At 34.2% G+C, this 25,758-nt stretch carries 25 protein-coding genes; 17 read left to right on the top strand and 8 right to left on the bottom strand.

What is annotated here, in order from left to right:
• Positions 1 to 45: 45 nt before the first annotated feature.
• From OXQ85_RS18080 to OXQ85_RS18070, 3 genes are read right to left on the bottom strand one after another with little or no spacing between them, the layout of a single operon-like run.
• Positions 46 to 690: a cysteine hydrolase family protein gene (locus OXQ85_RS18080; RefSeq protein WP_267406288.1), complete on the bottom strand. Its 645-nt coding sequence runs from the start codon at positions 688 to 690 to the stop codon at positions 46 to 48.
• A gap of 28 nt (positions 691 to 718) precedes the next feature.
• Positions 719 to 1,366, bottom strand: coding sequence for a cysteine hydrolase family protein (locus OXQ85_RS18075; protein WP_267406287.1), 648 nt, complete (start codon positions 1,364 to 1,366; stop codon positions 719 to 721).
• Between the two features lie 42 nt (positions 1,367 to 1,408).
• Positions 1,409 to 1,960 carry a cysteine hydrolase family protein gene (locus OXQ85_RS18070; RefSeq protein WP_267406286.1) on the bottom strand — a complete coding sequence of 184 codons (552 nt, stop codon included), beginning with the start codon at positions 1,958 to 1,960 and terminating at the stop codon, positions 1,409 to 1,411.
• Between the two features lie 192 nt (positions 1,961 to 2,152).
• Here OXQ85_RS18070 and OXQ85_RS18065 point away from each other — a divergent pair, with 192 nt between their 5' ends.
• The 6 genes from OXQ85_RS18065 (at position 2,153) to OXQ85_RS18040 (ending at position 9,517) form a co-directional block, all read left to right on the top strand.
• The gene (locus tag OXQ85_RS18065) at positions 2,153 to 2,626 is read left to right on the top strand and encodes a hypothetical protein (protein WP_267406285.1); all 474 of its coding nucleotides are present in this window, start codon (positions 2,153 to 2,155) and stop codon (positions 2,624 to 2,626) included.
• 348 nt (positions 2,627 to 2,974) lie between these two features.
• Positions 2,975 to 5,566: a DNA translocase FtsK gene (locus OXQ85_RS18060; protein ID WP_267406284.1), complete on the top strand. Its 2,592-nt coding sequence runs from the start codon at positions 2,975 to 2,977 to the stop codon at positions 5,564 to 5,566.
• 70 nt (positions 5,567 to 5,636) lie between these two features.
• The gene (locus tag OXQ85_RS18055) at positions 5,637 to 6,284 is read left to right on the top strand and encodes an outer membrane lipoprotein carrier protein LolA (protein ID WP_267406283.1); all 648 of its coding nucleotides are present in this window, start codon (positions 5,637 to 5,639) and stop codon (positions 6,282 to 6,284) included.
• Between the two features lie 122 nt (positions 6,285 to 6,406).
• Positions 6,407 to 7,855 carry an LptF/LptG family permease gene (locus OXQ85_RS18050; protein ID WP_267406282.1) on the top strand — a complete coding sequence of 483 codons (1,449 nt, stop codon included), beginning with the start codon at positions 6,407 to 6,409 and terminating at the stop codon, positions 7,853 to 7,855.
• Between the two features lie 138 nt (positions 7,856 to 7,993).
• Complete coding sequence (locus OXQ85_RS18045; protein WP_267406281.1) at positions 7,994 to 8,779, top strand: hypothetical protein; 786 nt, start codon at positions 7,994 to 7,996, stop codon at positions 8,777 to 8,779.
• A gap of 105 nt (positions 8,780 to 8,884) precedes the next feature.
• The gene (locus OXQ85_RS18040) at positions 8,885 to 9,517 is read left to right on the top strand and encodes a hypothetical protein (RefSeq protein WP_267406280.1); all 633 of its coding nucleotides are present in this window, start codon (positions 8,885 to 8,887) and stop codon (positions 9,515 to 9,517) included.
• 53 nt (positions 9,518 to 9,570) lie between these two features.
• Here the strand turns inward: OXQ85_RS18040 and frr are convergent, their stop codons facing one another.
• Positions 9,571 to 10,125: a ribosome recycling factor gene (frr, locus tag OXQ85_RS18035; protein ID WP_267406279.1), complete on the bottom strand. Its 555-nt coding sequence runs from the start codon at positions 10,123 to 10,125 to the stop codon at positions 9,571 to 9,573.
• Between the two features lie 143 nt (positions 10,126 to 10,268).
• A complete protein-coding gene (gene pyrH, locus OXQ85_RS18030; RefSeq protein WP_267406278.1) occupies positions 10,269 to 10,976 on the bottom strand; it encodes a UMP kinase in 708 nt (235 codons plus the stop codon).
• A 474-nt stretch (positions 10,977 to 11,450) separates the two neighbouring features.
• Here pyrH and porQ point away from each other — a divergent pair, with 474 nt between their 5' ends.
• The 5 genes from porQ (at position 11,451) to OXQ85_RS18005 (ending at position 14,549) form a co-directional block, all read left to right on the top strand.
• Positions 11,451 to 12,443, top strand: a complete 993-nt coding sequence (gene porQ / locus OXQ85_RS18025) for a type IX secretion system protein PorQ (protein WP_267406277.1) — start codon at positions 11,451 to 11,453, stop codon at positions 12,441 to 12,443.
• 95 nt (positions 12,444 to 12,538) lie between these two features.
• Positions 12,539 to 13,213 carry a (d)CMP kinase gene (gene cmk, locus OXQ85_RS18020; protein WP_267406276.1) on the top strand — a complete coding sequence of 225 codons (675 nt, stop codon included), beginning with the start codon at positions 12,539 to 12,541 and terminating at the stop codon, positions 13,211 to 13,213.
• 95 nt (positions 13,214 to 13,308) lie between these two features.
• Positions 13,309 to 13,659, top strand: coding sequence for a YtxH domain-containing protein (locus tag OXQ85_RS18015; RefSeq protein ID WP_267406275.1), 351 nt, complete (start codon positions 13,309 to 13,311; stop codon positions 13,657 to 13,659).
• A gap of 80 nt (positions 13,660 to 13,739) precedes the next feature.
• Positions 13,740 to 14,048 (top strand): phage holin family protein, encoded by a 309-nt coding sequence (locus tag OXQ85_RS18010; protein ID WP_267406274.1) that lies wholly within the window; start codon positions 13,740 to 13,742, stop codon positions 14,046 to 14,048.
• Positions 14,049 to 14,051: 3 nt separating this feature from the next.
• Positions 14,052 to 14,549 (top strand): phosphoribosyl-ATP pyrophosphatase, encoded by a 498-nt coding sequence (locus OXQ85_RS18005; RefSeq protein ID WP_267406273.1) that lies wholly within the window; start codon positions 14,052 to 14,054, stop codon positions 14,547 to 14,549.
• A 93-nt stretch (positions 14,550 to 14,642) separates the two neighbouring features.
• On the opposite strand, the gene OXQ85_RS18000 is transcribed toward OXQ85_RS18005, so the two are convergent.
• Positions 14,643 to 15,362, bottom strand: coding sequence for an RNA methyltransferase (locus tag OXQ85_RS18000; RefSeq protein WP_267406272.1), 720 nt, complete (start codon positions 15,360 to 15,362; stop codon positions 14,643 to 14,645).
• Here OXQ85_RS18000 and OXQ85_RS17995 point away from each other — a divergent pair.
• Positions 15,348 to 17,948: a BamA/TamA family outer membrane protein gene (locus OXQ85_RS17995; protein WP_267406271.1), complete on the top strand. Its 2,601-nt coding sequence runs from the start codon at positions 15,348 to 15,350 to the stop codon at positions 17,946 to 17,948. The genes OXQ85_RS18000 and OXQ85_RS17995 overlap by 15 nt on opposite strands.
• Here the strand turns inward: OXQ85_RS17995 and OXQ85_RS17990 are convergent.
• Both OXQ85_RS17990 and OXQ85_RS17985 read right to left on the bottom strand, forming a co-directional pair.
• Positions 17,945 to 18,562 carry an ElyC/SanA/YdcF family protein gene (locus tag OXQ85_RS17990; RefSeq protein WP_267406269.1) on the bottom strand — a complete coding sequence of 206 codons (618 nt, stop codon included), beginning with the start codon at positions 18,560 to 18,562 and terminating at the stop codon, positions 17,945 to 17,947. The two genes, OXQ85_RS17995 and OXQ85_RS17990, sit on opposite strands and share 4 nt — an antisense overlap.
• Positions 18,559 to 19,683: a ferredoxin--NADP reductase gene (locus tag OXQ85_RS17985; protein WP_267406268.1), complete on the bottom strand. Its 1,125-nt coding sequence runs from the start codon at positions 19,681 to 19,683 to the stop codon at positions 18,559 to 18,561. Before OXQ85_RS17985 ends, OXQ85_RS17990 begins: the two co-directional genes overlap by 4 nt.
• A 32-nt stretch (positions 19,684 to 19,715) precedes the next feature.
• Here OXQ85_RS17985 and OXQ85_RS17980 point away from each other — a divergent pair, with 32 nt between their 5' ends.
• From OXQ85_RS17980 to OXQ85_RS17960, 5 genes are all read left to right on the top strand, one after another.
• Positions 19,716 to 20,276, top strand: a complete 561-nt coding sequence (locus tag OXQ85_RS17980) for a thioredoxin domain-containing protein (protein WP_267406267.1) — start codon at positions 19,716 to 19,718, stop codon at positions 20,274 to 20,276.
• A gap of 15 nt (positions 20,277 to 20,291) precedes the next feature.
• Complete coding sequence (locus OXQ85_RS17975; RefSeq protein WP_267406265.1) at positions 20,292 to 21,263, top strand: iron ABC transporter permease; 972 nt, start codon at positions 20,292 to 20,294, stop codon at positions 21,261 to 21,263.
• 475 nt (positions 21,264 to 21,738) lie between these two features.
• Positions 21,739 to 22,662 carry an ABC transporter ATP-binding protein gene (locus OXQ85_RS17970; RefSeq protein WP_267406264.1) on the top strand — a complete coding sequence of 308 codons (924 nt, stop codon included), beginning with the start codon at positions 21,739 to 21,741 and terminating at the stop codon, positions 22,660 to 22,662.
• Between the two features lie 166 nt (positions 22,663 to 22,828).
• Positions 22,829 to 23,278 (top strand): MarR family transcriptional regulator, encoded by a 450-nt coding sequence (locus tag OXQ85_RS17965; protein ID WP_267406263.1) that lies wholly within the window; start codon positions 22,829 to 22,831, stop codon positions 23,276 to 23,278.
• A gap of 20 nt (positions 23,279 to 23,298) precedes the next feature.
• Positions 23,299 to 25,692, top strand: a complete 2,394-nt coding sequence (locus tag OXQ85_RS17960) for a 3-hydroxyacyl-CoA dehydrogenase/enoyl-CoA hydratase family protein (protein ID WP_267406262.1) — start codon at positions 23,299 to 23,301, stop codon at positions 25,690 to 25,692.
• The last annotated feature ends 66 nt before the right edge of the window (positions 25,693 to 25,758 follow it).

The raw sequence follows: 25,758 nt of genomic DNA, 5'->3' as shown, positions 1-25,758 counted from the left end.
ATTGGTATCCTTACTTATAAAACTAATCATTTGTGTTTTGTTTTATTATTTTCCTTTAAGGTAATCTTGCGTGTTTACAATTTTAGCATAAAGGTTATCCAGTGCAGAAATACCCGCAAGGAAAGATTCGTGAACAGTAGCAGCCGGAACCACTTCACCATTCAATTCTCTGTCTCTTGTTGCACAAGCATCCCCAATTACTGTATTGTTGTACCCAAGATCGAAAGCAGCTCTTGTTGTAGACTCTACACAAACGTCTGTCATCATCCCTGTAATTACAAGATTTTTGATGCCCTGAGCTTTAAGATATTCCTGAAGATCTGTTTCTCTGAAACTGTTTGGATAATGTTTGATGATTACTTTTTCATCCTTATTAGGCGCTACCAAAGCATTGATTTCCGCTCCCGGAGTGTTTGGTAAAAAGAAAGTAGCTCCTGCGTTGGTTGCAATATGCTTGATATGAATGATTGGCATTTTTTTAGATCTGTAATATTCCAACATTTTCTTTGCGTTTTCACCCGCTTCTTTTGCGCCTACCAATTCCATGCTTCCGCCAGGAAAATAGTCATTTTGCACATCTATAATTAATAATGCAGTATCCGATTTAGTATTTTTTACATTATCTGAATCATGACATCCTACTAAAACCATCAGCATTAAAGATAACAATCCTAAGAATAGTTTTTTCATTTTTATTGAATTTGAATTAAATTTTAAATTATTGACCATTTACAAATTGTGCTGTTGTTTTCACTTTAGCATATAACCCTCCAAGAGAATTTAATCCCGCCAAATAAGACTTCTGAACATTTGCAGCACTTACTGTTTTTCCGTTCAGCGTTCTGTCTCTCGTAGCTGTCGCATCTGTGATTACAGTATTATTGAATCCGAAATCGAAAGCAGCTCTTGTTGTAGAAACCACGCAAACATCCGTCATCATTCCGGTGATGGTAAGGTTTTTAACCCCAATACTTTTCAGATATTGCAGCAAATCTGTATCTCTGAAACTGTTCGGATAATGCTTTACAATTACTTTTTCTCCTGATTTTGGAGTAACCAATGCGTTGATCTCCGCTCCGGCAGTGTTTGGTAAAAAGAAAGTAGCTCCGGCATTCGTTGCAATATGCTGAATATGAATTACAGGCTTACCTTTTGCTCTGTAAGCCGCCAGCAATTCTTTTGTTTTTTGCCCTGCTCCGTCAGCATTTACCAACGTCATTTTTCCACCAGGAAAATAATCGTTCTGAACATCGATAATCAGAAGCGCACTGTTGTCAAAATTTGTACTTTGAGCAAAAGCATTCTGCAAAACAGACGTTAAGAAAACACATGCGACCACACAGGTCTTTAAAAGAAACTTTATCATTTGTGTGAAAATTTTAAATTAATTTTTATAATAGCTTTTAAATTATTTCAAATAATCTTCAGTTGTCATTACATTCGCGTAAAGTCCGCCCAAAGCCGTTAACCCGGCAAGATAACCTGTATGAATGTCTTTTGCTTCAACTGTTTTACCATACAATTCTCTGCTTTCAGTAGCACAAGCATCGCCGATTAAAGTGGTATTAAAACCATTATCCATTGCAGCTCTCACTGTTGCATCTACACAAACATCAGTCATCATTCCGCAAACCACAAGATCTTCGATTCCCAAAGCTCTCAGGTAGCTTAAAAGTTTTGTTTCTCTAAAACTGTTCGGATAATTTTTCTGAATAATTTTCTCATCCTCTAGCGGTTTTACACAATCATTAATTTCAGCTCCGTAAGTATTTGGCAAAAAGAAATCAGCACCTTCATTGGTTGCGATATGCTGAATATGGATAACCTCTATTCCTTTTTCACGAGCATCTTTCAATAATTTACCCGCATTTTCACCTGCGATTTCCGGTTGATATAAAGTATGTGTTCCTCCAACGAAATAGTCGTTTTGAACATCGATAATTAAAAGTGCGTTTTTCATAATGATTTTATTAATTATTTAATTTTACACTTGCAAAGTTATACCGTGGAAAGCGCAATACATTTGAACTAGTTCAAAAAGTGATTTATGCAAATCTTCTTTATAAAATTATCTATCATTAAACTTTTTTAAAAAGGATGGATCTTGTAAAAGAAAATGCGAAATATTCCGTTTAATTCTTAAATTTGGCCAATGCAAAAGAATCTTTATCTCATCATCATATCATTTTTTCTTGTGAGTTGTTATACGTATCAGGTAAAAAAACAGCCTGATCCAGCCTCAGCAGAAACAAAATCCGGATCAAAAAAAACAGCTACTGCGAATAATGACATTGCCCTTCAAGCAAAAAGCATCACGGAAGCGCCTCAAAATTTGAGTTCGCCACAACCGCCCGCTCCTATGAGTATTCAGGAGAAATTGACTCCCAATAAAAATGTGAGAATTGAAGTTGATGGCAAAACTTACAAAGTAATCGTGGATCGTTGGGAAAGCGACAGCTTGGTTGCCCATCCGATTCGTAGTCCTAAAAAAATTCTGAAATTCCATAAGAACCAAATCAATAGTGAAAAAATTGCTGAAAAACGTTTTTCACAACCTATTGCAGATATTATCACTGTGGCCGTTTACACCGGAATTGGCGTTTTAGTTTGGTCGCTTTTGAAATAAATTCATTACAATTTATACAATATTGAAAGTCTTTTAAAGTTTTAAAAGGCTTTTTCTTTTGTTGGCTAAAATATTGTATTTAAAATCTATTCTAAAAAAAGAAAGACATCATTCAGACAAGTTAAAAAAGTTTTACGATACAGTTTAAAACATATTTTTTACTATTTTTAAATCAAAACAAAGGAAAATTTAGACTGATAATTCAATTATTTTAAATATTTTTAATCAAAATTATTCAAAGAAAACAAAACGAAAAAGCCTTTTGTGAAAGGCGAAATTTACCATTCTTTTTAAATAAAAAAGATTCTTTGAATGTTGAAAAAACACTAAATTTGCCCACATTATATTATGGATAAAAAGACACAAAACACGCAGCAGGAATCGCCTGATAAAGGCAAATTTTTATCAAAGCCACGAGTATTTTCGGGGCTCACGTTTATTCTTTTTTCTATAGTTCTTACGTTTTCATTTGTTTCTTATTTAACAAACTGGAAGGCAGACCAAAGCCAGGCAGGAACTATGCTCGATAAAAGTATAAAATCTTCAAATATTTTTGGAAAATTGGGAGACTGGCTCGGAAATATTTTCATTTTTGAAAGTATCGGGGTCGCTTCTTTTATTATAGCCTTTTTATTTTTGGTTTTCGGAACAATTATTCTGAAAAAGAAAATCTTCAAGCCTTGGAAAACCGTTGGTCACTCTTTGTTTTTCATTTGCTGGCTTCCTATTTTATTCGGAGCCATTACAAAAGGGCAAGGCGTCTTGAGCGGCGTTTACGGATACCAGATTATGGATTCTTTGAATGCCATTATCGGAAGTTACGGTCTTTGGCTGGTTTTGATTTCGAGTATTATCCTGTATTTCGTATTGGAATTTAATTTAAGACCAAGTTCAATTAAAAATAAATTCAACGAAATCAACGAAAATACCATTGGAAAAGTAAAATCGATGATGCCAAGTTCTGATGAAAACTTTGAAGCAGACGAAGAATTAATCGAAGAAATTGAAACGCCAGAAGAAATTCAACAAGTAAAAGCTGAAGAGCCCAAGGTAACCGTAACAGAAGTTGTTCAAAAACCGGCTCCTAAATTTACAGAACCGGAACCAGTGAGCGTTCCGAAAGGATTTCCTGAAGTTCCGGTTTCTACCAATTTAGATACGATCGTTACGCCAAATCATACTTCATTTGAAGAAGACAATAAAAATGATTTTTCAAACTCGATTAATTTAAACGTAAATACAAAACCTAACTTTCCGACGTCAACTCCGGAACAGGCTTTTGATCTTCATCCAACGCCTACTCCGACTTCGGTCGCAGCAGTTTCAACAGCAGTAAAAGAGGAAATTAAATTTAATGTTGAGGTAGCTCCGGTTGTAGATATTTTAGACGATTCCGACAGAAAATCTCAGGAATTGGTAGATCAGCACGGTCTTTACGATCATAAGCTTGATTTGGCTAAATTCCAGATGCCACCTGTTGAATTGTTGAAAGATTACGGAAACGAAGAAATTTCTATTAACAAAGATGAATTAGAAGAAAATAAAAACAAAATCGTTGGATTGCTGAAAAACTTTAACGTAGGAATTTCTGAAATTAAAGCGACGATTGGGCCAACTGTTACTTTATATGAAATTGTACCGGAAGCGGGAATTCGTGTGGCAGCCATTAAAAAACTGCAGGATGATATTGCGTTAAATCTTTCGGCTTTAGGAATCAGAATTATTGCTCCGATGCCTGGAAAAGGAACGATTGGGATTGAGGTTCCGAGAAAAAACCCTACGATGGTTTCTATGCGTTCGGTGATTGCCTCGCAGAAATTCCAAAATACAGATATGGATTTGCCTGTTGTTTTCGGTAAAACGATTTCGAATGAAATTTTCATGGCCGATCTTTCAAAAATGCCTCACTTACTAATGGCGGGTGCAACGGGACAAGGTAAATCGGTTGGGATTAACGCAATTTTGACTTCTCTTCTTTACAAAAAACATCCAAGCGAACTGAAATTCGTAATGGTGGATCCTAAAAAAGTGGAACTTTCTTTATACTCAAAGATTGAAAGACATTACTTAGCAAAACTTCCTGATGCAGAAGAAGCGATTATTACAGACACCAACAAAGTAATCAACACGCTGAACTCTCTTTGTATCGAAATGGATACGAGGTATGATTTGCTTAAAAATGCTTTCTGTAAAAACTTAAAAGAATACAACAAAAAATTCACGGAAAGAAAATTAAATCCTGAAAACGGTCACCGTTATTTGCCATACATCGTTTTGGTGGTGGATGAGTTCGCCGATTTGATCATGACAGCCGGAAAAGAAGTAGAATTACCAATTGCCAGATTAGCACAGCTGGCGAGAGCGGTTGGAATTCACTTAATTGTTGCAACACAAAGGCCCTCTGTAAACGTAATTACAGGTATGATTAAAGCCAACTTCCCTGCGAGAGCGGCATTTAGAGTAATCTCAAGTGTCGATTCAAGAACGATTTTAGATTCGCCGGGTGCAGACCAGTTGATCGGTAAAGGAGATATGCTTTATTTTAATGGAAATGAAATTTTAAGACTTCAGTGTGCTTTTGTAGATACGCCTGAAGTTGAAAGAGTGGCAGAATTTATTGGCGAACAGAAAGGATATGCTTCGGCATTTATCCTTCCGGAATATGTTTCTGAAGATTCTACAAGTACGGTAAGTGCTTTTGATCCAAATGAAAAAGATGCGTTGTTTGAGGAAGCAGCAAGAATTATTGTTTCGACTCAGCAAGGTTCGACGTCTATGCTTCAGAGACAATTAAAGTTAGGCTACAACAGAGCAGGAAGAATTATGGATCAGCTGGAAGCTAGCGGAATTGTAGGCGGTTTTAATGGTGCAAAAGCAAGAGAAGTTATTATCAGCGATCTTCATTCTTTGGAACAGTTTTTGGAAGACCTGCGCAGTTAAGCATAAATAAAGGATTTAGGTTTAACCTTTAAGACTTATAAAAATCTAAAATTAAAAGATTAAGAAAAAAATGAAAAGTATTATTTCAAAAATTATATTAGGAAGTTTTGTTGTGGGAGCCGTTGGTTTTTCTAACGCACAGAAAATTGATGCGAAGGCTAAACAAATCTTAGACGACATTACAGCAAATTATAAATCTAAAAAGAATTCGTATTTCAAATTTTCATTCGGAAGCGGTGTAAACGGTCAGGTAGCCAAAACGGAACCCGGAATTTATTACACAGCAGGCGATAAATACAAACTGAAGATCATGGATACTGAGCAGATTTTTGACGGCAATAAAATCTACAACATCAGCGCTGATGATATGGAAGTTACCATTGCCAAGCCTAACGGAAGCAGTACCATGTTCTCTCCTATCAATTATCTTACCACCTACAGAAACGATTATAATGTAACGTACGGAGGTAAGAAAAACGTAAATGGCGTGAATGTAGATTTCATAAAATTGACTCCTGTAAAAGCAAACGGATTAAAATATGTTTATCTTTTTGTAGATTCGGCGAAAAAGCAAATGGTAAAACTAGAACAACACGGAAACAATAAAGATGTTGCCGTAATTGCTATCAAAGAATACAAAGAAAATCAGGAATTAGATCCTAATATGTTTGTTTTTGACAAGAATAAGTTTAAAAATTACGTGATTACAGAATTGTAAAATAAAGAAAGTGAATAAGGCAGAGGAGCGATTTAGCGTAGAAGCCATTTTCTTTCATAAAAATTTCATAAAATATAAGAGCTGCAAAGAAAACTTTGTGGCTTTTTCATTAATTTTGGCGCATGTTAAAAATACTAGATCGATATATCATAAAAACCTTCTTTGGACCGTTTTTCTTTATATTCAGTGTATTGTTTTTCATTTTTATTGTAAACATTATCTGGGTTCAATTGGGGCAATTTATGGGAAAAGGATTAAGCTACTGGCAAATCCTTAAATTACTTTTTTATCTTGGGGTAAGCGTCGTCAGCTTGGTACTTCCGTTGACGATTCTTTTGGCAAGTATCATGTCATTCGGAGAATTTGGAGAGCGGTACGAACTTGCCGCCATGAAAGCCGCCGGAATCTCACTAACACGAGTAATGCTGCCGTTATTTGGCGTAACCACCATTCTCGCTATCCTACTCTACTTCTTCTCTAATAATATTATTCCGGATTTCCAGAAGAAGGCAAAGAATATGCTTTTTAACATCGCACAAACCAAACCCGCATTGAATTTCACTCCCGGTCAGTTTCTCGATCAGCTTCCCGGATATATGGTGAAATTTGATAAGATTTATGGTGAAAACGGTGAAAACATAGAAGGGGTTTTCGTTCATAAAAAAGCAAGTAACTACGAAAATCAACAGACCATCGTTGCTGAAAAAGGGAAATTTGCTCCGGCTGCCAATAAAAACTTTTTAAAATTGGTTTTATATAACGGATATATTTATGAAGACAATATTAAAGGTGGCGACGCAAGGCAGAAACAACCCGATCAGGCGATAAAATTCGATACGTTGGTTTCGCATTTCGACATTAGCGAAATCATTAATCAGGCTATTGAAAAAGAACAAATTACAGACGATTACCGCTTCAATACCTATACCGAGCTTAATACGACCATTGCGAAAATTAAGAAAGATAATCAGACGTTTTTTACCACGGTAAGCAGCGACGCGATGAATCAGGCAAATCCTGTGATTGGCTATATGGATCAAAATAAATCTAAAGCTAAGCCAAAACAACAGGTAAAACTAGACACTGTAAAAAGCAATAAAAAGCTTGAAATGATTTTCAATGCACATAGCAGACTGGATAATCTTAAAAATACGGTGGATGGGAAAACTACTGAGATCAAACAAAATGTAAAGTACTTCAGTAAAGTTATTATTTATCAACAGAGAATTCTTTCTTATTCTGTAACGTGTATTATTTTCTTTTTAATTGGTGCGAGTTTAGGTTCCATCATCAGAAAAGGAGGAATGGGAGTTCCGGTGATTATTGCTATCGTGATTTTCATCATATTTTATGTAATGAATCTCGGAATCGAAAACGTTGCATGGGGCGGAACAATGGATCCTTATTTAGCAGCATGGCTTCCGAATATGATCTTGCTTCCTTTCGGAATTTGGATGACATTTAAAGCACTGACCGACTCTCAGTTGTTTGATGCTGAAAAATACAAAGCATTCTTTAAACCAATCAGAAAGCTGTTTGTAAAAAGCGAAGAACACAAACGTTATCAATAATTATTTAATTAAAAATTTCGAAATAATAGTAAAAGATTCAGAGTTTTCTGGATCTTTTTTATGGTATATTAATTTTATTTATTTAATCTTTAATTAAGGATAAAAAATTATCTTTGTCCGAATTTTAAAATTAATAACATGAAGAAATTTTTACTCGTGGGTTTATTAAGCCTTGCTTCTTTCAATGCTTATGCTCAGGAAGAAACTGAAACGTACAATGGTGAAAAATATGGTTATATCATCGATAAAGCCGGAAAAAAAGTAGACGGGGTTGTACAGTTATACGGTGGTTATTCCAGTCCGTGGCAAAATCAGGTGAAAGTTAAATTTGCCGCAGTTTCAGACATCGATAAAACGAAAAACAGAATAAAATTCAAAACGTATGATGCCGATGATATTAAAGAATATATGCTTTTTGAAGGTGATACGCCAAGAGTTTTTCAATCTATAAAATATACCAATACCAGAGAAGCACTTAACAGCTCTGAAAGCTCTACAGGATTGGGCGCAGGTTTTAAAGCCTTAAATAATCTTACGAGAACCTCTCAGTTTGCAGAATTGGTAACAGAAGGTAAGATTAAAGTGTATAAATTATACGGTTATCCAACGGCATTACTATCCAACAGTTCGCAAGCTATTACCAAGCAGGAATCTGACAGATTGATCAACAATCCGGATTATGTTTATTCAAAAAAAGGAGGAAAAGTTGAAGATTTTACGCCTGCAAAAGTAAAAATAGCGATTGCAGATTGCCCTTTCACCAAAGGAAAAATGACAAAAGGTGAATATGGTTCTTTAAAAAATGAAGAAAAGCAAAGAACAGGTCTTGGAAAATTCATCAGAGATGAAATTAAAAATGCAACCGTAGACAAATTATCTATTGTAAATGAAGTAATTTACGATTATAACGAAAACTGTAAATAGACAGTTTAATTTTAATAAAAATAATAGCAGTTTCAGTTTTGAAACTGCTTTTTTCTTTATCTGAAGTATATTTTTTTCGTATTATTGGGCAACCAAATTTATTATATGAAAATTGTAATCACAACACTTTGCCTCGCATTGGTTATTTCATGCAAAAAAGAATCGAATTCGGCTATTCAAAATGAATCATCAAAAGATAGTTTAATAGTTAAAAATGATTCAACCCAATCCAACGAAAATCCTCAAAACATTGATGAAATCAAGAAAGAATTTGCTCTTCTCAACAATAAATTATTAGCTAAAGAACTCGATTCAACCGGCTTTGATTATAACTGTGAAGAAATAGAAGGTGACGTGTATTTCTATTATGAAAACAAGAGCCTGAAAATGGTAAAACACTTTTTTTCGGATAGTCATTTTTCTTCTGTCACGAAATATTATGTGAAAAATGACAAGGTATTTTTTATTTTTAAAGATGATACATTATGGCAATTTGATGGTGGAACTCCTGAAAAACCGATTACAAAAGACAGTATCAATCAACAAAGAATTTATCTGCAAAACGATAATCCGATCCAGTGTTTAGAGAAAAACTTCATCATCAGATCAGCCGGTAAAAATGTAGATCCCGAAACGGTTCCGAATAAAGAAGGAAAATGTGATGTAAAAGAATTGATGAAAACCTACCAAACCATTCTGAAAAACAAAGATAAAAAAGACAAAGTACTTTGCCCATAAAACAAAAGAGATTCCCAAAGCGGAAACCTCTTTTATATTTTCAAGACTGAAAATTATACTTTCATAATTTCAGCATCTTTTACTTTAAGATGATCATCACAAGCTTTCACATATTTATCTGTAAGCTCCTGAATAGTTACTTCAATCCCTTTAATAAGGTCTTCAGAAACACCGTCTAACTTTTTAAGTTCTTTCAAACCATTTTGTCTTGCGTTTCTTACAACGATTTTTGTATCTTCAGTTTCTCCCTTAGCCTGTTTTGCCAATTCGCGTCTTCTTTCCTCTGTTAAAGGCGGTACATTAAGGATAATATTTTCCCCGTTGTTAGAAGGTGCAAAACCTAAGTTTGAGTTAATAATTGCCTTTTCAATAGCGTTGATCGCTGTTCTGTCCCAAGGTTGAATAGAGATTGTCATGGCATCCGGTACAGAAACGTTAGCCACCTGATTAAGCGGAGTCGGAGCCCCGTAATACTCTACCATCACATCCTGAACCATTGCTGTAGACGCACGCCCCGCTCTGATTCTTTGAAATGCATGATCCAAGTGCTTAATAGCTGCTTCCATGTCCTGCTGTACAGATTCTACTATAAGATCTAATTCTTCCATTATATAATAAAAATTTGATAAATTACACATTTATAAATGATTCAAGTAAAAAGAAACAGGTTAAAAGTAAAAAGTTCATTTACTTATTAACTTTGTAGTTTTTATTCCACTTGGCTCTTTTTACTTTTTACTTGGCTCTTAACTTATAAGTCAACTAAAGTACCAACATTTTCTCCGTCTACAATTTTTTCTAAATTACCATCTTTATTCATATCAAAAACAATGATTGGCAATTTATTTTCGTGGCTTAACGTAAATGCTGTCATATCCATCACTTTAAGGTTTTTAGCATAAACTTCGTCGAAAGATAAAGAATTATATTTTACCGCGTCAGCATTTTTTTCAGGATCGCTGTCGTAGATACCGTCTACTCTGGTTCCTTTTAAGATCACATCAGCATCAATTTCGATCGCTCTTAATGTTGCCGCTGTATCTGTGGTAAAATAAGGATTTCCTGTTCCTGCTCCGAAGATCACGACTCTACCTTTTTCAAGATGTCTTACCGCTCTTCTTTTGATGAAAGGTTCCGCTACTTTGTCCATTTCGATAGCAGATTGAAGTCTGGTTTTCACTCCTGCATCTTCCAAAGCGCCTTGCAAAGCCATTCCGTTGATTACTGTAGCAAGCATTCCCATATAATCTCCCTGCACTCGGTCCATACCTTTTGCAGCACCTGCAACACCACGGAAAATATTTCCTCCTCCAATTACTATGGCAACTTCACAGCCTTTTTCTACCACTTTCTTGATTTCAGCAGCATATTCCTGCAGCCTGTCCGTATCAATACCATATTGTCTGTTACCCATTAAGGCCTCACCACTCAGTTTAAGAAGGATTCTTTTATATTTCATCTTTATTTTAAATAACTTTTTTTCGTTAGAATGCGTCAAAATTTGACTTTGCAAATATAATCATTAATAAGGTTGATTTTATATTATAGATCATAAATTTTAAAAGTGGTGTTTCATACCTTTAATAAAGGCTTTTTCTGAATTATTATTGAAAATTTTTCTCCTTATTTCTTTTTCAAGAAGCTATTTCCCGCTTTTCGCACTCGCTATTTTCCTGGTTTCGGCGGCGGCTGGCTTTGCCAGCCGCCGCCGAAACCAGGAAAATGAGCTCAAACAAAGCTTCAATCGGGGCTAGGGATCTGCCCACCAGTTCAAAATCTGCCAAAAAATACAATGTTTTTCCTCCCGATTTCCACTTCAAAATCAAATGAAAACCACAATTTTCACAAAACTTAACTATTTACGTATAAATAATGTGATAAATATTTTGAAAAGTACGAAAAAGGATTATTTTTGCATTAATAATAAACTGAATTGAAGAAAATTGTCATTTTTTCATTATTTCTGTCAGGAATTGTTTCTTATGCACAAACAGGAGCAAATGTTTATCCTTTCTTAAACATTCCTGTGTCTGCAAGACAGGCTGCCTTGGGTGGAGATGCAATTACCATAAGAGATTATGATGCTTCCTTTGCGATTGCAAACCCGGCGTTGTTAAATAAAGATTCTGATAAACAGCTTTCTGTTAACGGAGCTGCATATCTGGCAGACTCCAAATACGGAACCATAGCCTATGCCCGAGACTTTGAAAACGGTCACATGGCCACCCTCAATGCACGATATATGAGCTACGGGAGTATCCCGAGAACAGATGAAAGTGGTTACGAAAACGGAACATTTTCAGCTTCTGATGTTGCTATCGGAGCAGGATATGCTTATCAGTTTGAAGAAGACTGGACGATTGGTGGAGGTTTAAATTTCATCACTTCAAAAATTGATAATTATACTTCTTCTGCCATCGCAGGAACTGCCGGAATCACTTATCACAATAAGAAAAGTAAGGAAGTTGCCTCTTTAGTTTTAAGAAATTTCGGATATCAGTTTAAATCATTTAACGGAACAAGAGAAAACCTACCTTTCAGAATCGATCTTGGATATACAAGAACGTTGAAGGCAATTCCTTTGGCGATTACCATTACCGCTCACGATTTGCAGGAGTTTGATATTTCTTCACCCTATAATGTAGACGGACAGGAAGTAAATGTAGGAAGAAAAATTGCCGATCACTTTTCTGTGGGTGCAGAGTTATTTCCTGAGAAGAATTTCAATATTCGATTAGGATATAATGTAAAAAGAGGAAATGAAATGGCCGTTGCAGATCAAAGAAACTTTTCCGGACTTTCCGGTGGTTTTGGAATCAAGCTTGCGAGATTCCGTTTAGATTATGCACACATAAGATACCATAACGCCTCGAATGTCAATCAGATAGGTGTTTCGGTAGATTTAAGCAGCCATGCAGGATATTAATTCAGATCCTATTGATAAACAATATAAAACAAAAACCTTAAGAGATTTTCTTAAGGTTTTCTTGATTTTAAAGAAAAATTTTTGAAATTTGCGGTATGAAAAAACCTGTAATTGCTATCGATGGGTACTCGTCTACCGGAAAAAGTTCAATCTCAAAAATTATTGCCGATAAATTAGGACTTATTCATCTTGATACAGGCGCTCTTTATCGTGGGGTTACCTGGTTTGCATTACAAAATTGTACCGATCAAGCAGGATCTATTAATTTAAATAAGTTATTTTCAAATTTAAATCAAATTGATCTTGAATTTAAAAATCAGGAAGGAGGATTGATTCTTTTCCTTAATCATATTGATATTTCAAAACAAATCAGAACCACCGAAGTTTCAGATAATGTAAGTTTGGTTGCCAAGCAAAAAGAAGTAAGAGATTTTCTGTTGCAGTCTCAACGTAATTTAGCCGAAAAAGGAGGGATTATTATGGATGGAAGAGATATTGGAACGGTTGTTTTACCCAATGCAGATTACAAGTTTTTCCTAACAGCAAGCATCGATGAAAGAACTAAAAGAAGATTTCTCGAACTGAAAAGTTTAGGCATTGAAGCAGATGAAGAACAGGTAAAACAAAATCTGATTGAACGTGACAAAATAGACAGCGAAAGAGAAATTGCGCCATTACGTCAGGCAGAAGACGCTATTGTCATTGATAATACGAATCTGACGAAAAAAGAAACAATAGACACTATTTTATCTCACATCGAAAAGATTTAACAACTTTTATTACGACATTTGGCTCCTTTGGTATGTTAATTGTAGACTTTATCAGTGTAAAAACTAATCTTTATTAACTATTAAAAAAACGAAAAATGTCTAGAAAAGGAAACAATACAGCGGGTATATTGGCAGGACTTCTTGCAGGTGCTGCGGCGGGTGTAATTTTAGGAATGCTTTACGCTCCTGAAGAAGGAAAAGAAACAAGAAAGAAAATCAAAAATAAGGCAAATGATCTTAAAGATCAGGCTAAGGATAAATACGGTGAGGTTTCTGAAAAAGTGAAAGATCAATACAATAATATTTCTTCTACTTTCAAAGAAACAGCAAATAGTGTAGCACACACAGTAAAGGACGGTTACGATAAATACAAAGATCAAATTGTGTCTCAGACAACTAACGTAGTAAAAGATGTAGAGGCAGAATTAAACGATCTTAAAAAATAAATAATTTAATTTCTGATTAAATTATTAAAAGGAACTTTGGAAATTAAAGTTCCTTTTTTTGTAACTTTTAAAAAAAAACAATGATAGAGACTATTAAAGAATACGCATCGAAGAGAATTGACCTCTTAAAAATTGAGGCAACCGAAAAATCTTCCCTTTCTGCAGGAATGATTGCCTATTTCGTAGTACTGCTTGTTGCTTTTGCCTTTTTTATTGTTCTTTTCAATTTTGGAATAGCATTTCTTATTGGTAAAGCACTGAATAATACATCTTTCGGCTTTCTGATAGTGGCTGCATTTTATTTTGTAATCATGATTTTTATCGTTATCTTTAAGAATAAGATTGTAAATACTGTGGCAGACAGTGTTATTAAATTTTTAAACCACTAAACTATGGGGAGAAACTACGAAAATTTAAATGAATTAAGAATAAAGAAAAAATTGTTGAAGGGGGAAATTGATGATCTTGAAAATCTTTTGACATTTAAAAACACAAAAGAAAGCTTAAGCGCCTTTACAAACGGACTGACGGATCAATATCTTCAGGAAAAGGTAGGCGAAAACGGTGAAGAAAAAGTGGTAATTCGCAAAGATGTTATCGCAAAACAGGTTACCTCAGAAGTAAAAGATATTTTACTGAGTAAAAATACAGCAATGGGCATTGCAGGTTCTGCCTTTTCAGGAAATGCTTTAGACGGCGTGGTAAGATTGGGCGTAACTGCTTTGGTAGGAAATTATGCTAAAAAGAACATGAAAAGCTCTAACTGGAAAAAGAAACTTTTAGGTGCTGCCATGATTTATCTTGCCCCAATTGCTTTAAAATATGTAAGAAAACAACTGGAAAGCTACCAGAAAAACAAAAGTGTTTCCAGTATGGAACAGCTTATATGATGTTTTAGAGTTATAGCGTGGGAGTGTTTGAGTTTAGAAAGAATGATAAACTCTAAAATCCTCTGACTCTATAACTCTAAAACTCTATTTTCACTATCGAAAGAGCTGTCCTAAAATAATCCCTGCTGCCATAGAAACATTCAGGCTTTCTGTAGATTGCGACTTTCCAAATCTTGGAATCATTATACTTTTCTTAATTAATTTTTCTGTTTCTGGGCGCATGCCCTTTCCTTCATTTCCTAAAATAAGGTTGATTTTTTCAGGATTTTCAAATGTATAAATATTTTCGCCATCCATATCGGTTCCTATATTTACATTTTCTGTTTTTGAAAGATATTCTACCAAATTAGTATAAACCATATTGACTCTCGTAAAAGAGCCCATACTCGCCATAATTACTTTCGGATTATAGAAATCTACAGTGTCTTCGCTGCAGATAATTTGTTCAATACCAAACCAATCTGCGAGACGAATAATTGTTCCTAAGTTTCCGGGATCCTGAATGCCATCCAAAACCAGTTGAATATTTTTATCTTCCAGTTTTTTTTCTTCATTTAAATAACAAATCGCCACAGAATCTTTCGGATTTTGAAGAAAACTAATTTTTTTCAACTCATTTTCAGAGATATGAGTAATTGGTACATCTGTACGGTCTAATTTTTGCGGATCCGTAGAGAAAATTTCTTTAATTTTAAAGTTAGATTCAAGTTCACAAATGATTTTATTACCTTCAACCAAAAACAAATTGTATTTTTGTCTGAACTTCTTTTTATCTAAAGACTGTAAAACTTTTATTGTATGAGCTGTAAGCATTATAAGAATTCTCCTCAAAAGTATTATAAAATTATTTCATTTGCAACATTTGTTGGTCTCTTGTATGCTTGTAGTACGACGAAGAAAGTTCCTGATGGCGAATATCTGCTTACCAAAAACAGTTTTGAGTTTGAAGATAAAAAAGAAAGTTTTGATGATGAATTAAAAAATTATGTTCAGCAAAAGCCCAATAAAAAGCAATTGCTCTTTATGCCTTTAAGCTTATTGCTTTATAATGCTGCCAATCCTAAATACGACACACTTCTTAACGAATATATGACGTATCCTAATGAGATGAGAAATCAGAAATTAAGAGATTCTCTTTTCATTAAATACAATATGAAAAGTAGTATTGGAAAAAGTCTATTGATGGATAGGTTATATCACAATTGGGGAACTCCTCCCGTAATTTTAGACCAGACAAGAACTGAAAAAAGTGCCGAATCTATCGAAAAAAGATTAACATATAGAGGTTTTTGGGATGCTGAAGTAAAATTTAAACACAATTTAGATTCTACAGGTAAAAAAGCGGCTGTAAATTATTTCATCAAACATAACGATGCTACTTATATAAAAGACTATTATTATAATATTCCGGATCCTAAAATTAAGTCTGTTTATGAACAGTCTAAATGGGAAACGAATATAAGAGCCGGACAGGTTTTAGACCAAACCGTTCTTGAAAAAGAGGTAACAAGAGTTAATGATTTGATGCGGAAAAATGGTTATTATCGATTCAATAACTCCAACGAGGAAGTATATTTTGTTGCCGATTCTTTGAAAAGCAGAAAGCAGGTTCCTTTAACGCTTGAAATTCATAGAGATTCTCTTGACACACCTTATAAAGTAGCAACTATTGGAAATATTGACGTTGCTATTGTAGATGATGCCAGTGATTTTCCAAATAATACAAAGAAAGACAGTTTAAGAAGAGTTCGATTCCATAAGATGAATGATAATTACAAAAGTTCATCATTATGGCGTGCTATTATTGTTGACAGCAAGCAGGTTTATGATCAAAAAAAGCTTGACGTAACAAAGAGAAACTTTCTTACAATGAACAACTTTAGCATATTAAAAGCTAGAGATTCATTAAGACATGGCGGAGGAGCTGCTCCGAATGACAGTATTGTAGATGTTTTATATCTGCTAAAACCTCTTCCTAAATATGAGTTAAAAGTAGGAACAGATGTTAATTATTCCCAGCTTCTGAATTTGGGGATTTCTCCATCTATCGATTTAACGACAAGAAATGTTTTCAGGGGCATGGAAAATCTTTCCACAAGTTTATCCGGAACATTTGGATCTATTCGAAGTACTCAGGATATCAATAAGAGAGTTTTAGCATACGAAATTTCGGCTCAAGGATCACTTAATTTCCCAAGGTTATTACTTCCGTTTGATTATTATAAATTTATCCCCAAAAGATACACCCCTACTTCATCTATTATTTTAGGAGCATCAATTCAAAATAATATTGGCTTGGGAAGGGTGAATTTTAATACAGGCTTAAATTATCAGGCGAATGTAAATGATCAGGTATATCACAAACTAACGTTGTTTAATACACAGCTGAGTTTAACTAAAAATAAATCAGCTTATTATGATTATTTCGTAAATGATAATGCGATCAGGGAAGAGATTTTCCAAAATTATTTCGCCTACAATACCAATGTAAGAGACGAGTTTAAAGCAGGTTTACTTACCAGAGATCAGGTTTCACAATTAATAACTGAAGACAATCTGTATCATGGAACTTTAGATGCACAGGGGCAAGATCTTTATACCGCATTTATCGGAACTTTGGTAAATAAAGACCGACAAACTCAGGATGTAATTATTTCATCTATGATTTACAATTTTGTCTATAATGAAATTGGTAAGAAAGATTATCCTAATGCCTTTTATTTCAATGGAAAAGTAGAATTAGCAGGAAATATTTTAAGTGCTTTCAACCAAAAAAGAAACGACGGTGGCGGTATTGTGACACAACCACAAAGAACCATTTTCGGAATTCCTTATGCACAATTTGTGAAATTTGATATTGATACGAGAAAGTATTTTAAATTTAACAGAAATACCCTAGTTCTTCGTCAGTTTATCGGCGTCGGAATCCCTTACGGAAATTCTAAAGATATGCCGATTGTACGATCATATTTTAACGGTGGATCGAACGATATCCGTGCTTGGGTGGCTTTCGGCGGTCTTGGTCCGGCTGATTCTCAGGTCGATGAGAGAGTTCGAACATATATGACTGATAATATTAAATTAACCACCAATATCGAATTAAGAGTTCCTTTTACAGATATGTATGAAGGAGCATTGTTTACGGATATTGGTAACACCTGGAGTCTTAAAAACTACAACGATGGCTACGGAGATGAGTTTAAATTTAATAAATTCTTAAGCCAAGTGGGTATCGGTAGCGGTTTCGGATTGAGGGTAAATGTTGCTTACATTACTTTAAGAGTAGATTTAGCCTATAAAATTTACGATCCGAACAAACCGGATGGAGAAAAATGGAGATTTAATAATTTTAATCCATTCAAACCTACATTGAATATCGCGTTTGGATATCCTTTCTAATCCGGCGAAATTCCCAATGCAAAATAAACTACAGCAACCGTTCTGGCGAGTATCTCTCGGAACTGGTTTCTGTAGTAACTTTCTGGTTTTGTGACATCCTGAGCATCAAAACCTAAAGCATTCATACTATTATTTCTTGCGAAAAGCAATGCTCTTAAATTATGGAAACCTTGTGAAACGATAATCACATTATCTTTCTTGTAAACATCTTTACAACGTAAAATACTTTTATAGGTATTGAAACCTTTCGGATCTTCAATAATAATATCTTCGGGCACCCCTTCCTGATATATGAGATACTTTTTCATGGCAGCAGGCTCATTGTAACCTGTACTTTTTTCGCCGCTTACAATAATTTTCTTAATTTTTCCGTGATGATACAACAAAGCCGTTGCATCCATCCTTTTTGTAAAATAAGGATTGGAAACACCGGATCGCATTTTCGGGGAAGTTCCCAAAACCAAAGCAATTTCTCTAGGCGGAATTTTAGAAATTTTAGTGTACGTTCTTCCGTCCGTCAATGCAAAAACCCACGCATTGGCAAGACATATCAGAAGAATACCAATTTCGATTGATATAAAACCTAAATTAAATATGTTTCTTATGATTCTCAAGTCAAATCAAAGTTAAGCTTTATTTTTTTAGTTTTCGCTATCGACATACAAGCTAAAATATGACCTTTCGCTTCTTCTTTTTCCGTTAAATATTCATTTTCCAGCAATTCCACCTCTCCTTCTTCCAAAACACATTCACAACTTCCGCAGATTCCTGATTTGCAAGAATATGGAACTTCAAATTTCTGAACCAATAATTGTTGAAGAATTCGTTCTTCATTGGTCGGAAGCTTCGTTTGATATTCCTTTCCAAGCATTTTAAATTCCACTTCCACATTTTCAATCAATGGAAATTCTTTTTCTACAGGATAAATATCGTCATTAAATTCCTGAAAAAGCTCAAAGTGAATATTTTTCTTCGGAATCCCATGATGATAGCACGCATTGGCAAGAGCTTTAATCATTTCACCTTTTCCGCAGATCAAAACATCATCTACAGCGTCCCAAATAGTAGACTCTTCATCGGTATCATCTAAATGCAGAATTTGATTAATAATTAAACCCAATTTTTTTTCGTCAAGCCTTCCATAAAAGAAATGATTATCCGTTTTCTCTCTCGAATAAAAATAAAAAATCTGCAGTCTGTCACGATAGGTTTTCGCCAGATTATCCAGAGTTTCTCTATAAATTAAATCCTCTGAACTTTTATTTCCGTAAAATAAAAACAACCTTGTTCTTGGTTCATTATGAAGAATATTTTTAAAATGACTTAAAATCGGAGTAATTCCAATTCCTGCAGCAAATCCAACAATCGTTCGGAATTCGCTTGGTTTTGATATTAAAGTAAATCTTCCATTAGGTTCACTAACCAGCAATTTGTCTCCAACATGATAATTTTTGAATAGCTGAGAAGTTGCTCCTTCAGGCGAATTCACTTTTATTCCCAACGCTATTTTTTTCTCGTAAGGCGCTGAAGTCATTGAATAGTCATTAATAATTTCTTCCCCGTGAGATTGAAATTTTACACTTAGAAACTGTCCTGCATCAAACTCAAAATTCTCCTTCAAATTCTCAGGAATTTCAAACTCCAGAGAAAAAGTATTTTTGGTCAGTTCTTCCTTTTTCGTTATTTTTAGCCAATGAAACTGCGTTAGTTTCCCTTTATAGATTTGTTGTTCCATACTTCAATTCAAAAATAGATAAAAAATAATTTATGAAGAAGATAATTTTATCCACGCTTGTTCTGTTTGCCTTGGCAAGTTGCAAAAAAGAAAGCCAGAAAAATGATGCCACAACAGCTACAGATTCTGTTTCCGTAACCGAACATACGGATGCTTCAAGCAATACATTCACTTCTCCGGAAATTGCCCCAGAAAAAATAGGTGATTATTTAGCAAAAAATAACGACACTTTATATGTAACGAATTTCTTTGCAACATGGTGCGGACCGTGCATGAGAGAAATTCCTCATTTTAAGAATAAAATAAACGAATTGAAAGGAAAACCTGTAAAATTTACTTTCGTGAATTTGGATGAAAAATCTGAATGGAATGGCGCTGTAAAAAAGTTCGCAAACGAAAATGGGCTTGCTGAAAATATTGTTTTGCTTGACGGACAAAAACTTGATGAGAATTTCTTTCCGAAAAACTTCAAACAATGGGACGGAGGATCTATTCCTTTTACCTATTTTAGAAAAGGTGATAAAACGGAAGAATTTTTAGGAATGATGACAGAAGGTGAATTGGATAAAAAAATCAATTCTTTCTTACAATAAATTTGACTTTTTAGAATGTCAACTCAATTCAGAATCCTGTGCTTGCTTTTGATGATCGCGATTATTTTCATGGCAGTCATTAATTTAAACACAGGATTTTTAAGTTTAAATATTCAGGATTTTTTTTCAGAATCTTCCAATAGTCAGATTGCAGAAATACGAGTAAACCGTGTTTTAGTTATGCTTTTGGCTGGAATTTCAATTCCGACGTCCGGTTTTCTGATGCAGGAATATTTTCAGAATCCCTTGGCGGGACCTGACATTTTGGGAATAACTTCCGTAGCGAGTTTATCAGTTGCATTTTATATTTTTTTTTCACATGATATTCTGATTCCTGAATTTCTTCAAAACAGTTTTTTAAGTTTAGCGGCCATTGCAGGAAGCTTATTATTAATGCTGGTTTTGCTTTCAATGTCGAATAAATTTCAGGATAAATCTTATTTGATCATATTTGGATTTTTGGTTTCAGCTTTTGCGGGAGCAATTGTTTCTTTGCTTCAATTTTATGCTGAAAATCAAAGCCTGAAAAACTATATTCTGTGGTCTTTTGGAGCCAATAATATGGTGACGAGAAATCAGATTTATGTTTTATCAATTCTGATTTTCATAGGTTTATTTGTTTGTTTTAAAACCATTAAACCTTTGATCGGAAATTCATTAGGAACTTCATATGCACAAAGTTTAGGTGTAAATTTAAATCAACTTAAAATATTTATTATTGTTGCGTCCTCCTTACTTTCTGCTTCTGTCACAGCGTTTTTGGGTCCAATTTTATTCATTGGAATTATTGTTCCGCATTTTTGCAGATTGATTTATAATCCCGCAAAACTTTGGCAGCAATGGATTTTAAATATGTTTTTAGGAATGTTGATGATGTTGTTTTTCTCAATCATTGCCGAAAAATCTCAGATTCCTTTGAATGTGATAAGTTCCGTTTTTGGAATTCCTGTAATTTTGATGATGCTTTTGAGACAGAATAAAGTGTGAAAGTGAATGGTGAATGAGTGAATTGTTAATTTTAAAATCTCTCGCTGATTTGGCAGATTACGCAGATGATTGAGAGTAATTTTCATTAAATTTAAAGATAAAACGTCCAATTTGTCATTCCGTAGGAATCTAAGCTAAATTTGTAGAGATACATTTAATATCTAAAATGAATATCAAAATAACACAAAAACAATTAATTATTGCAAACATTTTTTTGTTTGTAGTGAGTTTTGTTTTGATCAAATTTGGTAATCAATTTAGATTAAATCAATCTTTGCATTGGATTTATAGCTACTCAAACTTATTCCATTTATTTATAGGTTTTCCTCTTCCAATGATTGGTTCTATTATTTTAGCATATTATAGTTTAAACAAACTTAAAAAGGAAAAGTTCGTTTACTTTTTCTTTAGTCTTCTACCTGTTTTTATATTCTTATCAATAATTATTTTTAACATTGTTATTAAAGAAAATTAGATGCACCTACAAATCAACCAAGCAAACATCGGCTACAACAAAACCTTAATTTCAAATGCAAATGCCCATTTGAATTTAGGAGAAGTATGCTTGTTGATTGGTAACAATGGTGTCGGAAAAACCACTTTAATTAAATCTATTTTACATCAGATCCCGATTTTGGGTGGAGAAATTTCTATCAATAATAAAAATGTTAAACATCTTTCCGTTAAAGAAATTGCAGAAAATATTGCAGTGGTTTTTTCAAAGTCAATCATTCCGCAGAATTATACGGTTGAAGACTTAATATCGCTGGGAAAATATATCTATTATCCTTTTTATTTTGAGCTTAAAAAAGAAGACCGAGACGAAGTTTCGCATATCATCGAAGAACTCGATTTAGTTCAATATAAAAATACTTTGCTTAAAAATCTTTCAGACGGTAATCTTCAAAAAGCTTTTATTGGGAGAGCTTTAACGCAGAACTCTCCTATCATTATTCTTGATGAGCCAACCACTCATTTGGATGAAAAAAATAAAATTATAATCTTAAAAACGCTTCGAAAATTAGCACAGGAGCAAAATAAATTAATTCTTTTTTCTTCTCACGATTGGCGCTTGGCAAAGGAATTTGCAGACAAAATTTGGTATTTAAAAGACAATCATTTGTATTCCGGAATTGTTGAGGATGTTTTGCTTCAACATGATGAATTGATCAACGCTTCTTTATTTCAAATTAATGACAAATTTGTTGCGCCAAAAATCGTTGCTCCGGATTTTTATAAAGAAATGTTGTATTCTTTGCTTCAAAAAAACTTTCAAAGAGACCTTTCTGCTCTACATTTTGAGTTTCAAAACAACTTTTGGTTAATTTCTAATGATTCTTTAAAACAACAATGCGAATCTTTTGAAGAAATTATTAATTTCGTGAAAACCATTTATTAATCCACTCTTTTCTTTATACATTCCATATACTATGCATGCATAGTATTATGCAAATCATACAATTTAATTCATTTATAATCAGATTATTAACAAATTTTAACGTTAATAAATACTATGCATGCATAATATTTATTATATTTGAATATAACCATTTCAACAAATTTTGATGGACAATAACAAGGATAAAATAGAAAATGTAGATCTAATTTTGAAGCAGACCTGGTTAGCTGTTTCGAAAATGTATACAGAATTAGCTCAGGAACACGATTCTACGGCTGTACAAGCCCTTACTCTTCTTAAAATCGACCCGAAAGAAGGAACAAGAAGTACGAATCTGGGACCTAAAATGGCAATCGAGCCAACTTCCCTCACAAGAATTATTAAACTTCTCGAAGACAACGGATATATCTATAAGGAAAAAACCACCACAGATAAGCGTGAAGTGATCATTAAACTTACAGACAAAGGATTGAATTCCAGAAATATGTCTAAAGAGGTTGTCGTGAATTTCAACAAAAGAGTGATGGAAAAAATTGCTCCTGAAAAATTGGAAACTTTTAAGGAAGTAATGACCGAAATCATGAAGATTGCGACAGATTTAAATAATAAAAAATAATATACAAATCAATAAATCAAATGAAAAGAAGAATCAAACACGTTACAGTTCTTGGTTCAGGAATTATGGGAAGCGGTATTGCAGCGCACTTTGCCAATATTGGTGTAGAAGTTTCGTTGTTGGATATCGTTCCTTTTGAACTCACTGAAGCAGAACAGAAAAAAGGTTTGACAAAGGATGACAAAGCGGTAAGAAACAGAATCGCTTCTGAAAACTTTGAAAAACTGAAAAAAGCAAGTCCGGCTCTACTCTATTCTCCGAAATTCGCAGATAGAATCAAGGTTGGAAATTTTGATGATGATTTACCAAAAATAAAAAATACAGATTGGATTATTGAAGTTGTAGTTGAAAGACTGGACATCAAAAAATCTGTTTACGAAAAAATCGAACAGTTCAGAAAACCGGGAACTTTGGTTTCTTCAAACACTTCTGGAATTCCAATTAATATGTTGGTGGAAGGAAGAAGCGACGATTTCAAACATTATTTTTCAGGAACGCATTTCTTTAATCCTGTAAGATATCTTCCTCTTTTAGAGATTATTCCCACCAACGATACAAATCCGGAAATCATTGATTTCTACATGAATTACGGAGCAAAATTCTTAGGTAAAACAACTGTTTTAGCAAAAGATACTCCAGCATTTATCGCCAACAGAATCGGAGTTTTCTCAATGATGGATTTGCTTCATAATGTTCAGAAATTAGGTTTAACCGTTTCTGAAGTTGATAAATTGACAGGTCCTGTAATTGGCCGTCCAAAGTCTGCAACATTCAGAACTGCGGATGTTGTTGGTTTGGATACTTTGGTGATGGTTGCAAACGGTGTTCGTCAAAGCGGCGTGGAAGCGAATAACTTTAACAATGTTTTTGCCCTTCCAGATTATATCCAGAAAATGGTTGATAATAAATGGTTAGGTTCTAAAACTGAACAAGGTTTCTACAAAAAAATAAAAAATGCAGAAGGAAAATCTGAAATTCACGGATTAAATCTTGATACTTTAGAATACGAACTTCAAGGAAAATCTTCTTTCCCTACTTTAGAACTAACTAAAAATATTGATAAACCAATTGATAGATTTAAAGTCTTAATTGGTGGAAAAGACAAGGCCGGAGAGCTTTACAGAAAATCTTTGGGAGCGCTATTCGCTTATGTTTCGCATAAAGTTCCTGAAATTTCTGACGAAGTTTATAAAATCGACGATGCGATGAGAGCAGGTTTCGGTTGGGAAAATGGACCGTTTGAAATCTGGGATGCTGTTGGCGTTCAAAAAGGTATTGAATTGGCTACAGAAGCTGGTTATCAAGTTTCAGACTGGGTAAAAAATGTAGAAACTTTCTATAAAATAAATGATGAAGGACAAAGTATTTATGTTGATAAAAATTCAGGAGAATACAATAAAATTCCGGGCCAGGATGCTTTCATTATTTTAGATAATATCAGAAAAAACAAGACGCTTTGGAGTAATTCAGGAGCTGCAATTGAAGATTTAGGCGACGGAATTATCAACTTTGAAATTCGTTCTAAAATGAACTCTTTGGGAGGCGAAGTTTTGGATGGATTAAACAGAGCGATTGATTTAGCTGAAAAAGAATATGACGGTTTAGTTGTTGGAAATCAAGGCACTAATTTCTCTGTTGGAGCCAATTTAGCGATGATTTTAATGATGGCGATCGAACAGGATTGGGATGATTTGAATATGGCAATTGCTTATTTCCAAAAATCGATGATGAGAGTTCGCTACTCTTCTATTCCGGTTGTTGTCGCTCCTCACGGAATGACGCTTGGTGGCGGTTGCGAAATGACTATGCACGCCGATAGAGTTGTCGCAGCAGCAGAAACTTACATTGGATTGGTTGAAACCGGAGTTGGTGTAATTCCTGGCGGTGGCGGAACGAAAGAATTAACATTGAGAACCTCAAGAGAATTCCACAGTGATGATGTTAAAAACAACAGACTTCGTGAAGCTTTCATGAATATCGCAATGGGTAAAGTAGCGACTTCAGCTTATGAAGCGTACGATATGGGAATTCTTGAAAAAGGAAAAGACATTGTCTCTGTAAGTAAAAACAGACAAATTGCCGAAGCTAAAAAGGTAGCAAAACTATTAGCTGAGCAAGGCTACACGCAACCAATCGAACAGAAAGTAAAAGTTCTTGGTAAAGATGCATTGGGAATGTTCTATGTAGGAACCGACCAAATGTTAACCGGAAATTACATCTCTGAACACGACAAAAAAATTGCAGATAAATTGGCCAACGTGATGGTCGGCGGAAATCTTTCTGAACCAACAATCGTAACTGAACAATATTTATTGAATCTTGAAAAAGAAACTTTCTTACAACTTTGTGGGGAAAGAAAAACATTGGAGAGAATTCAGTACATGTTACAGAAGGGGAAACCGCTAAGAAATTAATAGGGAGCTCCGTAGGAGCGAACTGTTAATAGCAGAATAATTTTAGAAAACATCGAGCCTCGTAGA

Origin of the sequence: Chryseobacterium sp. GM_Chr_2 (assembly GCF_026540445.1) — a bacterium.
In the GTDB taxonomy this organism is placed as follows: domain Bacteria; phylum Bacteroidota; class Bacteroidia; order Flavobacteriales; family Weeksellaceae; genus Chryseobacterium.
Note: the sequence above shows the minus strand (reverse complement) of the source record. Positions and strands in the feature narration are given on the sequence as shown.

Bases quoted from the DNA above. Each gene is read 5' to 3' on its own strand.
- OXQ85_RS18080 (WP_267406288.1), bottom strand. From the start codon at position 690: ATGAAAAAACTATTCTTAGGATTGTTATCTTTAATGCTGATGGTTTTA.
- OXQ85_RS18075 (WP_267406287.1), bottom strand. From the start codon at position 1,366: ATGATAAAGTTTCTTTTAAAGACCTGTGTGGTCGCATGTGTTTTCTTA.
- OXQ85_RS18070 (WP_267406286.1), bottom strand. From the start codon at position 1,960: ATGAAAAACGCACTTTTAATTATCGATGTTCAAAACGACTATTTCGTT.
- OXQ85_RS18065 (WP_267406285.1), top strand. From the start codon at position 2,153: ATGCAAAAGAATCTTTATCTCATCATCATATCATTTTTTCTTGTGAGT.
- OXQ85_RS18060 (WP_267406284.1), top strand. From the start codon at position 2,975: ATGGATAAAAAGACACAAAACACGCAGCAGGAATCGCCTGATAAAGGC.
- OXQ85_RS18055 (WP_267406283.1), top strand. From the start codon at position 5,637: ATGAAAAGTATTATTTCAAAAATTATATTAGGAAGTTTTGTTGTGGGA.
- OXQ85_RS18050 (WP_267406282.1), top strand. From the start codon at position 6,407: ATGTTAAAAATACTAGATCGATATATCATAAAAACCTTCTTTGGACCG.
- OXQ85_RS18045 (WP_267406281.1), top strand. From the start codon at position 7,994: ATGAAGAAATTTTTACTCGTGGGTTTATTAAGCCTTGCTTCTTTCAAT.
- OXQ85_RS18040 (WP_267406280.1), top strand. From the start codon at position 8,885: ATGAAAATTGTAATCACAACACTTTGCCTCGCATTGGTTATTTCATGC.
- frr (WP_267406279.1), bottom strand. From the start codon at position 10,125: ATGGAAGAATTAGATCTTATAGTAGAATCTGTACAGCAGGACATGGAA.
- pyrH (WP_267406278.1), bottom strand. From the start codon at position 10,976: ATGAAATATAAAAGAATCCTTCTTAAACTGAGTGGTGAGGCCTTAATG.
- cmk (WP_267406276.1), top strand. From the start codon at position 12,539: ATGAAAAAACCTGTAATTGCTATCGATGGGTACTCGTCTACCGGAAAA.
- OXQ85_RS18015 (WP_267406275.1), top strand. From the start codon at position 13,309: ATGTCTAGAAAAGGAAACAATACAGCGGGTATATTGGCAGGACTTCTT.
- OXQ85_RS18010 (WP_267406274.1), top strand. From the start codon at position 13,740: ATGATAGAGACTATTAAAGAATACGCATCGAAGAGAATTGACCTCTTA.
- OXQ85_RS18005 (WP_267406273.1), top strand. From the start codon at position 14,052: ATGGGGAGAAACTACGAAAATTTAAATGAATTAAGAATAAAGAAAAAA.
- OXQ85_RS17995 (WP_267406271.1), top strand. From the start codon at position 15,348: ATGAGCTGTAAGCATTATAAGAATTCTCCTCAAAAGTATTATAAAATT.
- OXQ85_RS18000 (WP_267406272.1), bottom strand. From the start codon at position 15,362: ATGCTTACAGCTCATACAATAAAAGTTTTACAGTCTTTAGATAAAAAG.
- OXQ85_RS17985 (WP_267406268.1), bottom strand. From the start codon at position 19,683: ATGGAACAACAAATCTATAAAGGGAAACTAACGCAGTTTCATTGGCTA.
- OXQ85_RS17980 (WP_267406267.1), top strand. From the start codon at position 19,716: ATGAAGAAGATAATTTTATCCACGCTTGTTCTGTTTGCCTTGGCAAGT.
- OXQ85_RS17975 (WP_267406265.1), top strand. From the start codon at position 20,292: ATGTCAACTCAATTCAGAATCCTGTGCTTGCTTTTGATGATCGCGATT.
- OXQ85_RS17970 (WP_267406264.1), top strand. From the start codon at position 21,739: ATGCACCTACAAATCAACCAAGCAAACATCGGCTACAACAAAACCTTA.
- OXQ85_RS17965 (WP_267406263.1), top strand. From the start codon at position 22,829: ATGGACAATAACAAGGATAAAATAGAAAATGTAGATCTAATTTTGAAG.
- OXQ85_RS17960 (WP_267406262.1), top strand. From the start codon at position 23,299: ATGAAAAGAAGAATCAAACACGTTACAGTTCTTGGTTCAGGAATTATG.